General features: G+C 70.7%; 10 protein-coding genes. 6 read left to right on the forward strand and 4 right to left on the reverse strand.

The annotated features are described in order from the left end of the window. The first annotated feature begins 188 nt into the window (after positions 1-188). Positions 189-1,775, forward strand: coding sequence for an ArnT family glycosyltransferase (locus ACFVW6_RS04695; protein ID WP_378823649.1), 1,587 nt, complete (start codon positions 189-191; stop codon positions 1,773-1,775). Between the two features lie 10 nt (positions 1,776-1,785). Here the strand turns inward: ACFVW6_RS04695 and ACFVW6_RS04700 are convergent, their stop codons facing one another. Further along, positions 1,786-2,262: a GtrA family protein gene (locus ACFVW6_RS04700; protein ID WP_378823647.1), complete on the reverse strand. Its 477-nt coding sequence runs from the start codon at positions 2,260-2,262 to the stop codon at positions 1,786-1,788. Positions 2,263-2,403: 141 nt separating this feature from the next. On the opposite strand from ACFVW6_RS04700, the gene ACFVW6_RS04705 reads away from it, so the two are divergent. Both ACFVW6_RS04705 and ACFVW6_RS04710 read left to right on the forward strand, forming a co-directional pair. After that, positions 2,404-3,348, forward strand: coding sequence for an ATP-binding cassette domain-containing protein (locus tag ACFVW6_RS04705; protein WP_378823645.1), 945 nt, complete (start codon positions 2,404-2,406; stop codon positions 3,346-3,348). Then, on the forward strand, positions 3,345-4,124 hold the full coding sequence (locus tag ACFVW6_RS04710; RefSeq protein ID WP_378823643.1) for an ABC transporter permease: 780 nt from the start codon (positions 3,345-3,347) through the stop codon (positions 4,122-4,124). Before ACFVW6_RS04705 ends, ACFVW6_RS04710 begins: the two co-directional genes overlap by 4 nt. A gap of 76 nt (positions 4,125-4,200) precedes the next feature. Here the strand turns inward: ACFVW6_RS04710 and ACFVW6_RS04715 are convergent, their stop codons facing one another. After that, a complete protein-coding gene (locus ACFVW6_RS04715) occupies positions 4,201-7,341 on the reverse strand; it encodes a BTAD domain-containing putative transcriptional regulator (protein WP_378823641.1) in 3,141 nt (1,046 codons plus the stop codon). Positions 7,342-7,490: 149 nt separating this feature from the next. Here ACFVW6_RS04715 and ACFVW6_RS04720 point away from each other — a divergent pair, with 149 nt between their 5' ends. From ACFVW6_RS04720 to ACFVW6_RS04730, 3 genes are read left to right on the forward strand one after another with little or no spacing between them, the layout of a single operon-like run. After that, entirely contained in the window at positions 7,491-8,126 is a 636-nt protein-coding gene (locus tag ACFVW6_RS04720; protein WP_378823639.1) for a DUF4097 family beta strand repeat-containing protein, read from the forward strand. A gap of 9 nt (positions 8,127-8,135) precedes the next feature. Then, on the forward strand, positions 8,136-8,369 hold the full coding sequence (locus ACFVW6_RS04725) for a ferredoxin (RefSeq protein WP_378823636.1): 234 nt from the start codon (positions 8,136-8,138) through the stop codon (positions 8,367-8,369). After that, the gene (locus ACFVW6_RS04730; RefSeq protein WP_378823635.1) at positions 8,362-9,582 is read left to right on the forward strand and encodes a cytochrome P450; all 1,221 of its coding nucleotides are present in this window, start codon (positions 8,362-8,364) and stop codon (positions 9,580-9,582) included. The genes ACFVW6_RS04725 and ACFVW6_RS04730 overlap by 8 nt, the downstream gene beginning before the upstream one ends. Here ACFVW6_RS04730 and ACFVW6_RS04735 read toward each other — a convergent pair. Together ACFVW6_RS04735 and ACFVW6_RS04740 are read right to left on the reverse strand one after the other, a co-directional pair. Further along, positions 9,579-10,577 carry a dimethylarginine dimethylaminohydrolase family protein gene (locus tag ACFVW6_RS04735; RefSeq protein WP_378823633.1) on the reverse strand — a complete coding sequence of 333 codons (999 nt, stop codon included), beginning with the start codon at positions 10,575-10,577 and terminating at the stop codon, positions 9,579-9,581. The two genes, ACFVW6_RS04730 and ACFVW6_RS04735, sit on opposite strands and share 4 nt — an antisense overlap. 111 nt (positions 10,578-10,688) lie before the next feature. Further along, the gene (locus ACFVW6_RS04740) at positions 10,689-12,182 is read right to left on the reverse strand and encodes an MDR family MFS transporter (protein WP_378823631.1); all 1,494 of its coding nucleotides are present in this window, start codon (positions 12,180-12,182) and stop codon (positions 10,689-10,691) included. Between the last annotated feature and the right edge of the window lie 313 nt (positions 12,183-12,495).

Raw genomic sequence — 12,495 nt, forward strand, 5'->3', positions numbered from 1 at the left:
CTGTGTATTTGCGGACCCTGGTAGCAGGCATTAACGTTCTCCGAAACTGGATAATCCGAGCAGGACCGCGAGCGCTCGCGCTCATCAAGTTCGCTGCCGGGGAGGAATCGGTTCATCAGCGAACAGATGTGGCGCCACCAGTCGGGAGGGGGCGCCGAATGCGTCTGTGGGAGTACCAGGGGTAATTCATGACAGCGGTCGTCGCGGTTCGCGCCGAGCCGGAAATTCCGAATACCGACCCGTCGTTCGCTTTTCGCGGTGTCGCGCTGATCGCGACGATCACCGCGATAGCGCTGACTGTGACGGCGGGACGCTACGAGTTCTTCGGTGACGAGCTCTACTTCCTGTCGGCGGGCAGGCGGCTCGACTACACCTACGCCGACCAGGGCGTGGTGGTGCCGCTGTTCGCCTGGATCGCGGATGTGCTCGCGCCGGGATCGACGACGGCGCTGCGCTTTCCCGCGGTGGTGATGGGCGTGGGCGCGGTCGTCGTGTCGGCGCTGATCGCCTACGAGCTGCGCGGCAGTCACCGCGCGCAGCTGCTCGCCGCGGGCACCTACGCGACGTCGTACCTGGTGGCGACCCAGGTCATCCTGAGCACCTTCTCCTTCGACGCCACCTTCACCGCCGTGATCACCTGGCTGTTCATCCGCTGGGTGCGCACCCGCCAGGACCGGCTGCTCGTTATCGCCGGCCTGGTCGCCGCGCTGGACATGCAGGTGAAGTGGATGATTCCGCTGGTCTGGGCATGTCTCGGCCTGGCCGTGGTGCTGTGTGGTCCGCGGGAGATCCTGCGCCGTCCCGCGCTGTGGGTGGCGACCGGCATCCTCGCCGCCTCGCTGATCCCGATCCTGATCTGGCAGTCCCAGCACAATTGGCCGCAGCTGGCCATGGGCTCGATCATCGGCGCGGAGCAGGACGCGACCGGCTACGGCCCGCCCGGTTTCTTTCCGCAGTGGGTCGGCTTGGCGGGTGCGCTCGGCGCGTTGTTGCTCGCGTTCGGCTTTTGGGCGGTGTACAAACAGGAATCGCTGCGCCCGTATCGGTTCATCGCGGTCGCCTTGGTGATCATGACCACATTCGTGGTCGTCACGCACGGCCGGCCGTATTACCCGACGGGATTCTTTCCGGCGATGTTCGCCCTCGGCGCCGTCGGCCTCTGGCAGTTCGACCGTAAACGATGGATGAACCTGGCATTGATTCCGATCGCCGGAATCTCGGTGCTGACATTCATTGCCATGATCACCGTCACGCCGTTGCCTGCGAGTTGGCGCATGCAGGCCGAGGACGCCATCGATCTCGGCTTCCGATCGGCGTTCTGGGGCACCACCAATTGGTCGGAAATGGTGGCCGCGGTCGGTGCCGGTTACCACACGCTGACGCCAGAGGAAAAGGCGAACTCCGCCGTCGTCGTGCAGGGGTACTGGCAGGCGGGCGCTGTCGAGCAATTCGGCGGGCAACACGGTCTGCCCGCCACCTACAGCCCGAGCCGGGGTTTCGGCTTCTTCGGGCCGCCGCCGGACTCGGCGACCTCGGTGATCTACCTCGGGCTCGACACCGCCGAGGCCGACCTGCGCGCCCGGTTCACCGAGGTGGAGCGGGTCACGCAGCTCGACGATCCGATGGGTATCCCCGGCATCGACCGCATGGTCGCGGTCTGGCGCTGCACGGGACCGAAGCAGCCGTGGTCGGTCATGTGGGACGACATGACCACCCTGTACTTCGATCTCGGGCTCTGGCGCGACCCCAGGGCCACCACCCGCCCGACGCGCTGAGCCACCCGGCTCAGAACAGGCCGCGCAGGGCCAGGAAGCGCAGGCCACCCGCCGCCGCCATGACGGCGAGCACGGCGCCCGCCTGGGCGAACTGGCCGAGGCCGGGCGCCAGCGCGTCCAGCCCGGCCAGGGCGGCGGTGCTGGTCAGCAGGCCGATCAGGGCCAGGCCGCCGCCCTCCCACTGCGCGGTGAACCAGCCGACCCGGCCCGCCGCCCGGAAGGTGAGCTGACGGTGTAGCTCGTTCGCGATCACCGTGCTCACCAGCGACCCCGTGACATTGGCGGCCAGCGGTCCGAGCCCGGCGCAGGCCACGAACAGCGCGACGTAGGCGATATTGCTGACGCCGCCGACCAGCGCGAAGCGGATCAGCTGCGCGAGCGGGTGATCGGCGCGCAGGAACCGCCGCACGCGGCCGGACAGGTCCACGCGCGGCAGCACGACGAGGGCGGGGCGCAGGGGCGGGGCGGCGAAGGCGGTGCTGTTCACGAGAACTACCGTCGCCGCCTGCGCTGACGCCGACCTGACGCCGGACTGACATGCCACTGGCACGGCCGCCGCCGATGGCGTCAGCGGGGATGTCAGGGCGGTGTCAGCCCGGTATCAGCTGCACCGGCGACGGTGATCGGCATGAACAACACAGCGATCGCGGCCTCCGGGCTGCGCAAGGCATACGGGGACAAGACCGTCCTCGACGGCATCGACCTCCGGGTCGACGCGGGCACGATCTTCGCCCTGCTCGGCCCCAACGGCGCGGGCAAGACCACCACGGTCAACGTGCTGACCACCCTGCTGACCGCCGACGGCGGCACCGCCAGGGTGGCGGGCCACGACCTCGCGACCGAGACCAAGGCCGTCCGCAAGGCGATCGGCGTCACCGGCCAGTTCGCGGCCGTGGACGACCTGCTGACCGGCGCGGAAAACCTGAAACTGATGGCCGACCTGCACCGCCTGCGCGGTCCGGCGGGCAAGCGGGTGATCGCCGGGCTGCTGGAACGCTTCGACCTGGTCGAATCGGCGGGCAAGCCGGCCGCGAGCTACTCCGGTGGCATGCGCCGGAAGCTGGACCTGGCGATGACCCTGGTGACCAAGCCCGAGATCGTCTTCCTCGACGAGCCGACCACCGGACTCGACCCGCGCAGCAGGCGCACCATGTGGGAGATCGTGCGCGAGCTGACCGCCGACGGCGTGACGATCTTCCTCACCACCCAGTACCTCGAGGAAGCCGATCAGCTGGCCGATCGGATCGCCGTGCTGGACCAGGGCCGCATCGTGGCCGAGGGCACCGCCGAGGAGCTCAAGCGCCGCATCCCCGGCAGCCACGTCCGGCTGCGCTTCGCCGACGCCACCGAACTGGCCACGGCCGCGCGGATCCTGCCCGGCGCCACCCCCGACCAGGACGCGCTGACCCTGAACGTCCCCGGCGACGGTGACTCGAAATCCCTGCGGGCCCTGCTGGATCAGCTCGCCGCCCACGCCCTGGAGGCCGAGCAGGTCTCCCTGCACACCCCTGACCTCGACGACGTCTTTCTCGCCCTGACCGGGCACCCCACCACGGAGGCCGAAGCCCGATGAGCACCACCACCGCACCCAGCACCCTGTCCGCCGCGCTGTTCGACTCGTCGGTCATGTTGCGCCGCAACTTCACCCACATCACCCGCTCGCCCGTCACCATCTTCAACGCGGCGCTGATGCCGGTGGTGATGATGCTGATCTTCGTCTACGTCTTCGGTGACGCCTTCGATGTCGGCGAGAACTACATCGACTACGCGGTGCCCGGCATGCTCATGCTGGCCATCAGCTACGGGCTGTCCGGCACCGCGGTGTCGGTGAGCTCCGATATGACCACCGGTGTCATCAACCGGTTCAAGGTCATGGACGTCTCCCGGGGCGCCGTGCTGACCGGCCACGTCGCGGCGAGCATGCTGACCAACGTGGTCGCCATCGCCTCCGTGCTCGGTGTCGGGTTCGCCCTCGGCTTCCGGTCGCCGGCGACCGCGGCGCAGTGGCTCGGCGCGCTCGGGGTGGTGCTGGCCACCGCCTTCGCCGCGGCCTGGCTCACCGTCGCCCTCGGCATGGCCGCCAAAACCCCGGAGGCCGCGGGCATGTCGGTGGTGCCGTTGATCATGCTGCCCTTCGTGAGCAGCGCGATCGTGCCCGCCGACAAGATGGGCCAGGGCGTCCGGCAGTTCGCCCAGTACCAGCCGTTCACGCCGATCATCGAGTCGGTGCGCGGCTTTCTGACCGGCCATCCCTCGGCGGGTCACACCTGGGCGGCGCTGGCCTGGTGCGCGGGTTTCGCGGTCGTCGGTTACCTGTGGTCGCGGGCGACCTTCACCAAGCGGGCGTGACCGTTCTCGGCTCGATCCGGTTCAGCTCCCCATCGCCTCGGTGACCATGTGGTCACCGGGGCGATGTCGGCTGTGGTCACCGGGCGAGGGTGAGTGCGACCAGGGCCGGTCGGTCGGCTTCCGCGCCTTCGCGCGCTGCCTCGGTGAAGGCGTTGTCGCCGAGGCGATCTCGGGCTATCCGCTCGATCCTGGCCACGTCGGGATGGGAGTGATCGGGCAGTCCGCGCGCCGCGGTGCCGGCCGCGAGCAGCCGCGTGGCCTGTTCGTACTGGTCGGTGCGCACCGCCAGGTCGGCGATTCCGACGAGGACGTAGGCCAGCAGGGGCGCGTGGCCCGCCGCCGTCGCCGAACGGAACGCGGCGTCGCAGTGATTCGCGGCCTCGGTGAGGTCGTCGGCGAGGTAGCCGAGCGAGATCTCCACCATCGCACCGACATTCGGTTGTTCGGCGTCGGGGCCGAGGAGGGTCCGCGCGTGGACGATCTGCCCGTGCGCGAGGGCGGGGTCGCCACTCCAGCGGGCCAGTTCCGCACGCGCCAGGGCGACTTCGGCCAGCGCGGTGGGCCAGCCGTTGAGATCGGCGCAGCGCTGCGCCTCGGCGAGCGCGCCCGCGCTGGCGTCCGGATCGCCGAGCAGCCAGTGCAGCTGCGCTTGGCGCGCCCGCATCGCGACCACGTCCTCGATCGCGCCGACCTCGGTCACCACCGCGATGGCCTCGTCGAAAAGGGCGACCGCGGCGGCGAATTCGCCGCGCATCGCGGTCCGGTTGGCCAGCTCGGTGAGGGCGAACGACATGCCCCAGCGTTCGCCGAGCGCGCGGAATTCGGTGAGCGCCTGCGCGAGATACTCGTCCGGCTCCGGTCCGCTGTGCCCGAGCACGGTGCGCAGCTTGCCCAGCTGGAGCCGGGCGAGTGCGCGCGCCCACGGATCCTCGTCGCCGAGCACCGATTCGAAGGCGGGCAGGTATTCGTCCGGGCCGCCCAGCATGCGCTCCAGTGCGGCGGTGAACCGCAGCGCCGGATGGCTGCCGATCGTATCTCTGCCGAATCGGTGTGCCTTACGGATCCATTCCGCGACCTGCTGTTCGTCGTTGCGGCCCGAGGTGACGAAATGCACGACCAGCCCGTACACCAGCGCCCGTGTCTCGTCGTCGACCTCGCCGGGCAGTTCGGCGGCCGCGATGACCAGCTCGGTGCCCTCGCCCTTGTGCCCGCCCAGCCACCAGTACCAGCCCGCGGCCGCGGCCAGCCGCATCGCCGCCGCGGCGTCCGCGCTCGCGAGCGCGCCGCGCATGGCCAGGGCGAGGTTGTCGTGCTCGGCCTCGAGGACGGCCAGCCAGGTCAGCTGCTCGGCGCGGCGCAGGTGCGGCTCGGCGGTGGCGGCCAGCCCGGTGAAGTAGTCCAGGTGTGCTCGCCGGGCCTGCTCCGCGTCGTCGGCTTCGATCAGCCGGTCGGCGGCGTACTGCTTGATCGTCTCCAGCATGCGGTAGCGCGGGGCCGGGTCCTCGGTGACGACCAGCAGCGACTTCTCGGTCAGCGCGGTGAGCAGGTCGAGCACCTCCCACTGCTCGACGGTGTCGCCGGCGCAGACCTGCTCGGCCGCTTCCAGACTCGCGCCACCGGCGAACACCGCGAGCCGGGACAGCACCCGGCGTTCGGCGTCGCTGAGCAGTTCCCAGCTCCAGTCGACCACCGCGCGCAGGGTCCGGTGCTGCGCGATCGCGGTCCGGCTGCCGCCGGTCAGCAGGCGGAACCGGTCGTCGAGGCGGTGGGCGAGCTGGTCGAGGGACATGGTGCGCAGGCGGGCCGCGGCCAGCTCGATCGCCAGCGGGATGCCGTCGAGCGCCCGGCAGACCCGCGCCATGGTGGCCCAGGTGTCCGGATCGGTGCCGAGGTCGGTGCGCACCGCGCTCGCCCGGTCGCGCAGCAGGGCGACGGCGGGGGAGGACTCGATCTCGCGCGGATCGGCCACCGCGGCGGGCAACGTCAGCGGCCGCACCTGCCACAGCGCCTCGCCGGTGATGCCGAGCGGTTCCCGGCTCGTCGCCAGGATGCGCAGCCGGGTGCACTCGCCGAGGATCCGATGGGCGAAGGTCGCGGCCGCCTCGATCACGTGCTCGCAGTTGTCCAGGATCAGCAGGGTCTCGCGGTCGCGGATCGCGGCGACGAGCCGGTCCATCGGTTCGGCGTTCGGCGAGCTGCCGAGCAGCGCGTCCCGGAGGCCGAGCGCGGCCAGGGCCGATTGCGCCAGGTCGCCGTTGGCGTCGGCGGCGGCCAGTTCCACCAGCCAGGCGCCGTCGGGCAGGTCGCCGAGCATGGTTCGCGCGGTCTCCACGGCCAGCCGGGTCTTGCCCGAGCCGCCAGGACCGGTGAGGGTGGTGAGCCGGTGGTCGGCGATGAGTTCGCGGACCACGGCGATATCGGCGTCCTTGCCGACGAAGGTGGTCAGTTCCGCGCGCAGATTGGTCGTGCGTTCCTGCGGCCGCGCGCCGACCTCGCCGCGCAGCAGCGCGACGTGCAGCGCCGACAGCTCCGGTGACGGGTCGACGCCCAGTTCGTCGGCCAGGGCCGCCCTGGCGCGCTGGTACACGATCAGCGCCTCGGGCGCCCGGCCCGCCGCGCCGAGGGCGCGCATCAGTGCGGCGACCAGTCGCTCCCGCACCGGATGCCGGGCCACGAGTTCGGTCAGCTCGGCGACCAGGTCGGCCCCATCGCCCAGCTGGATCTGCGCCTCGTAGCGGTCCTCCAGGGCGGCCAGGTACAGCCCGTCGAAGCGGGTGATGACCGCGTCGACGGCGGCACTGTCGCCCAGGTCGCGCATCGGGTCGCCGCGCCACAGGTCGGTGGCCTCGCTCAGCAGCCGGGCCCGGTGTGCGTCGTCGCCGCCGCGCGCGCGGTCGACGAGCTGCTCGAACCGGATCGCGTCGACGGCGTCGGGCGCCACCGTCAGCCGGTAGCCGCCGGCCCGCACGTCGATGGCGCCGTCGGGCAGGACCCGGCGCAGGCGGGAGACCAGCGCCTGCAGGGCGTTCGCCGCGTCGGCGGGTGGCTGCTCGCCCCAGATCCAGTCGACCAGGCGCTCTTTCGACACCGCGCGGCCGGGTTCCAGGGCCAGCGCGACGAGCAGTGCCCGCAGCCGGGCGCCCGGTACCGCTATCGATCCACCGTCCTTCGTCCGGATCTCCAGCGGCCCCAATATCCCGATCTGCACCCGGCCCATTGTGCCTCGCGCGTCAACTGGTCGCCGGTCCGGATACGCGTCAGCGCTGGCGTCAGGTCGGTGTCAGGTCGGTGTCAGGCGAGCTCGCGACAGTAGTCCCATCAACGACGCGGCCCCCACCGGGAGCCCCCGATCTCCAGGAGATTCGCATGTACACCTTCCAGACCCCGCAGCCGATCGCCGTCACCGTCGACGTCCTGTCCGCGAGCGTCACCGTCGTCGCCGCCGATCGCGGCGACGCGGTCGTCGAGATCCGGCCCGCCGACGCGGCCAAGAAGGCCGACGTGCGCGCCGCCGAGCAGACCCGGGTCGAGTGCGCCGACGGCGTCCTGACGGTGACGACGCCGAAGAACTGGCGCACCTACACCCCCTTCGGCGGCAACCCCTCGATCGAAGTGATCATCGAGGTCCCCACCGGCTCCCGGTTCACCGGCACCGCCGGCGTGGGCCGCCTGCTCGGCGCGGGCGAACTCGGCGAGTGCGACCTGACGGTGTCCCTCGGTGACATCGTCGTCGAGCGTCCGCTGGGCTCGGTCACCGCGAAGACCGCCAAGGGCGATATCCGCATCGGCGAGGCCACCCGCGGCGAGTTCCGGCTGGAGACCTCGGTGGGCGAGGTCGAGGTGGGCGTGCGCCCCGGCAGCGCGGTGCGGCTGGAGACCGCGGCGACGGTCGGCAGCGTGCGCAACCTGCTGGCGCCGGTCGCGCCGTCGGGCGACACCGTCACGGTGTCCGCGCGGAACGCGCTGGGCAACATCGTCATCCGGCACACCGCCGCCGTCTGAGGACCGGCCGTGCTGGAACTGCGGGTCGACCGGGAGCGCTGCATCGGCGCGGGCATGTGCGCGCTGACCGCACCCGACGTCTTCGACCAGGACCCCGACGACGGTCGCGTACTCGCGCAGGCCACCACCCGTGCGGCCGAGTGGGAGCAGGCCGTTCACGAGGCCGTCCTGCTGTGCCCGTCGGGAGCGATCACCTTCGTCTCCCGTGAATCCTCCTCTCCGACAAGGAAAGACAATGAGTGACACCATTCCCGTCCCGCACGGACTGCCCCTCGACCGCGACGCGGGCCCCTTCGATCCGCCCCGCGCGATCACCCGGCTGCGCGCGGCCCGGCCGGTCAGCCCGCTGATCTTCCCGGACGGGCACGAAGGCTGGCTGGTCACCGGGTACGAGGCGGTGCGCAGGCTGCTGGCCGACACCCGGTTCAGCTCCCGCCAGGACCTCGGCATCGTGCACGTGCCCTACGAGACCCCCGGCATGCCGGCCGCGACCGAGCCGTCCCCGCAGATCCCCGGCCTGTTCGTCGCGATGGACCCGCCGGATCACACCCGGCTGCGCCGCAAGCTCACCGGCGCCTTCACGGTCAAGCGGATGAAACAGCTCGAAGAGCACATCGTCGAGATCACCGAGCGACAGCTCGACGAGATGGCGCGGCTGACCCCGCCCGTCGACCTGGTCCAGGCCTTCGCGCTGCCGGTGCCCTCGCTGGTGATCTGCGAATTGCTCGGCGTCCCTTACGAAGACCGGGCCAACTTCCAGATCAACTCCGCCCAGTTCCTGGTCAAGGACCAGACGCTGGAGGAGAAGATGGCCGCGTTCGGCGCGATGAACATGTATTTGGCCGAACTGGTGCAGCGCAAGCGGGCCGAGCCCGGCGAGGACATCCTGTCCGACCTGGCCCGCCACGACGACCTGAGCGTCGAGGAACTGACCGGCATCGCCTTCCTGCTGCTGCTCGCCGGGCACGAGACCACCGCGAACATGCTGGCGCTCGGCACTTTCGCGCTGCTCGAGCACCCCGAGCAGCTGGCCCTGCTGCAGGCGGACCCGGAGCTGGTTCCCGATGCCGTCGAGGAACTGCTGCGCTACCTGTCGGTCGCCGACATCTTCTACCGCTACGCCACCGAGGACATCGAACTGTGCGGCGAGACGATTCCCGCCGGGTCCACCGTCGTCGTCTCGCTGCTGGCCGCCAATCGCGATCCGCTGCGCTTCGACGATCCCGACAGCCTCGATGTCCACCGGAAAGCGCGGGGCCACACGAGTTTCGGTCACGGCATCCACCAGTGCCTCGGCCAGCAGCTGGCCCGGATCGAGATGCGCGCCGGTTTCGCCGGCCTGCTACGCCGCTTCCCGACCCTCGCGCTCGCCGTGCCCGCCGGGGAGGTGCGGCTGCGCACCGACATGAACATCTACGGCGTGCACGCCCTGCCGGTCAGCTGGACCGATCGCTAGCGGTGCGTGGCGGCCTGGGCGCGCAGCAGTGGCTGGGTGGAGCAGCGGAAGGCGCCGCCGAACAGGCGCGAGACCGAGAAATCGATGTACTCGACGATGACGCCGCGCTCCTTCAGCGCGTCACCGACCCGGGCGAACTCCGGGTCGGTGATGTAGGTGTCGGCGTCGATGGGCAGGCCGTTGGTGGCCATGGCGGCGGCCTCGTCCTCGTCGACCTCGATCATGTCCCAGCCGCGCAGCGGGGCGGGCAGGCCGTCGGGCAGCCGGTCGGGGCAGGCGATCAGCAGGCCCTGCCGGACCAGCCCGAGCGCGCAGTCCAGGTGCAGGACGTGCGCGGGCAGCCGGACCAGGGTGACGGTGAAACCGAAGGGCTCCAGGTACTTCGCGAGCCAGCGGTAGCCCAGTTCGTTGGTGGCCATCCCCGAGCAGCCGACGAAAACCTGATCGCCGAGGACCAGCACATCGCCGCCCTCGAGGAACGGCCCCGGCCCGGCCTGCCCCGGCGCGACGATCTCCGGCTGCGGCAGCGAGACATAGCGCGCGGTGGACGGCAGCACCCGGTCCAGCAGCAGCTCCCGGCTCGGGAGCACCTCCGCCCGGCGGTGCGGGAACCGCAGCACACCCTCGATGACGTGGTCGCCGACGGTGAACCACGGGTCGCGGACGAAGAAGTTGGCGTAGCCGGCCGGTCCGGTCGCCGCCTTCTCGGCGTCGGTGAACAGGCGCGGGCGCAGCACTTCGACGCCGTATCTGCGCAGCACCGCGGTCAGCTCGGCGCGCTCGGCCTCCCAGGCCCGCTGCCTGTCCGGGTAGACCTCGCCGAAGTCCTTGCCCCACACCGCGTCCAGGATCTCCACCGCACCGGGTTCCACCGGTAGCGCGTGCCCGAAGACCGCGGCGTCGGCCGGTGCCCGGAACTCGCTGCGGGACACCACCACCGTGCGCAGCGGAGCGAACTCACTGTCCACGCGGACCCGCGATGCGTCGGCAACCATGGGAGCGAACCTAACCCGCCCGCGGCGCCGGATCGTGGCACGCAACGCCGGGCCGACCGAAGAAAGCCCCCGGCCGCGCGCGGCGACCGGGGGCTTGCTACCAGCGATGACTCAGTTCTTGACCAGCTGCGGCGTCTCCGGCTCGTCGGCGACCTCGGGCGCGTGGGCGCCGTGCGGGTCACCCGCCGAGCGGTTCGGCAGCAGGACCGCCATGGCGATCACGATCAGCGCCAGGCCCGCCGAGACCGCGAAGGCCAGGCGCATGCCGTCCAGGCTCGCGGTGACCGCGTCGGTGCCCTCGGCGATGAGCGAGGTGCTGCGGGCCGACATGATCGTCACCACCAGCGCGGTACCGAAGGCCGCGGCGACCTGCTGCAGGGTGCCCAGCATGGAGCTGCCGTGCGAGTACAGGTGCATCGGCAGCGCGCCCAGACCCAGCGTGAACACCGGGGTGAAGGCGGCGGCCAGCGAGATCATCAGCAGGATGTGCAGGGCGAGCAGCTGCCAGTACGGCATGGTCAGCGAGATCTGGGTGAAGCCGGCCAGCGAGACGGCGATGCCGATCGAGCCGGGGATCACCAGCAGGCGCCCGCCGAACTTGTCGAACAGGCGGCCGACCGTCGGGCCGAGCAGACCCATGGCCAGACCACCCGGCATCACCAGCAGACCGGTCTCCAGCGGGCTCAGGTGCCGCAGGTTCTGCAGGTACAGCGGCAGCAGGATCATCGAGCCCATCATCGCCAGGAACGCGATGGCCATCAGCACCAGCGCCTTGGCGTAGGTGCCCGACAGCAGCACCCGCAGGTCGAGCAGCGGGGTGCCGGTGCGCTGCAACCGGATCTGACGCCAGGCGAACGTGGCGATCAGCAGCGCGCCGCCGGCGACGATCAGCGCCGGGGTGGCGTAGTTGCCGCTGTGGAACTTGCTCAGGCCGAACACCAGGCCGCCGAAGCCGAGCGCGGCCAGCAGCACGCTGGGGATGTCGAGCACACCGGGCTGCGGTTCCCCGACGTTCTCGAGCTGCCGCAGACCCAGCCAGGTGACCACACCGGCGATCGGCAGCATCACCACGAACAGCAGCCGCCACGAGTCGATCGCGGGGACGTCGATCTGCAGGATCAGGCCGGAGATGACCGGGCCCATGGCGGGCGCGACCGAGATGGCGAGGGTGACGTTGCCCATCACCCGGCCGCGATCCTGCAAGGCCACCACGGTCATCAGGGTGGTCATCAGCAGCGGCATCATCACCGCGGTGCCGCCGGCCTGGATGATCCGGCCGACCAGCAGGACCGCGAAGGTGGGCGCGAGCGCCGAGAGCACGGTGCCCGCGATGAAGACGCCCATCGCGATCGCGTAGGCCTGGCGGGTGGTGACCCGCTGCAGGAACCAGCCGGTGGTGGGAATGATCGCGGCCATCGTCAGCATGAAGGCGGTGGAGACCCACTGCGCGGCCACCTCGGTGACGTGCAGATCGCTCATCAGCCGCGGGATGGCGTTGATCATGATGGTCTCGTTGAGGATCACCACGAAGGTCGCGAGCACCAGCACCCGGATGACGGTCGGCGTCCCGCCTTTCGTCGTCGGCGGGGTTAGTTCGGCGGGCATCGGGGTACCTCCAGGAGCGGGATCGGCTGGGCGTGCGGTGGCCCGATGCCGGGTCGGCTGTGTCCCGGCACCACGTGAGAGAAGACGGAGTCCGTCGGTCCAACTCATCGGGCGCGGGCCAGTATTCCGCTCACCTCCGACACAAATCACCTTGTTTTCGCCGTTCAGCGGTCTACGGTGGCGCGCGAAACCGCAGCTGGGGGCAGAATCTGGACCATCGATCAGCTCGTGCGTGACCCTCGTCACTGTCTGGAACCTGTGACAGATGGGGCGGGTGTGACCACGTGTGCGCCGTGATTCCGAGGGGTATACC

This window comes from Nocardia sp. NPDC058244 (assembly GCF_042882065.1).
Taxonomy (GTDB): domain Bacteria; phylum Actinomycetota; class Actinomycetes; order Mycobacteriales; family Mycobacteriaceae; genus Nocardia.

Bases quoted from the DNA above. Each gene is read 5' to 3' on its own strand.
- ACFVW6_RS04735 (WP_378823633.1), bottom strand. From the start codon at position 10,577: ATGGTTGCCGACGCATCGCGGGTCCGCGTGGACAGTGAGTTCGCTCCG.
- ACFVW6_RS04715 (WP_378823641.1), bottom strand. From the start codon at position 7,341: ATGGGCCGGGTGCAGATCGGGATATTGGGGCCGCTGGAGATCCGGACG.
- ACFVW6_RS04695 (WP_378823649.1), top strand. From the start codon at position 189: ATGACAGCGGTCGTCGCGGTTCGCGCCGAGCCGGAAATTCCGAATACC.
- ACFVW6_RS04710 (WP_378823643.1), top strand. From the start codon at position 3,345: ATGAGCACCACCACCGCACCCAGCACCCTGTCCGCCGCGCTGTTCGAC.
- ACFVW6_RS04740 (WP_378823631.1), bottom strand. From the start codon at position 12,182: ATGCCCGCCGAACTAACCCCGCCGACGACGAAAGGCGGGACGCCGACC.
- ACFVW6_RS04705 (WP_378823645.1), top strand. From the start codon at position 2,404: ATGAACAACACAGCGATCGCGGCCTCCGGGCTGCGCAAGGCATACGGG.
- ACFVW6_RS04720 (WP_378823639.1), top strand. From the start codon at position 7,491: ATGTACACCTTCCAGACCCCGCAGCCGATCGCCGTCACCGTCGACGTC.
- ACFVW6_RS04730 (WP_378823635.1), top strand. From the start codon at position 8,362: ATGAGTGACACCATTCCCGTCCCGCACGGACTGCCCCTCGACCGCGAC.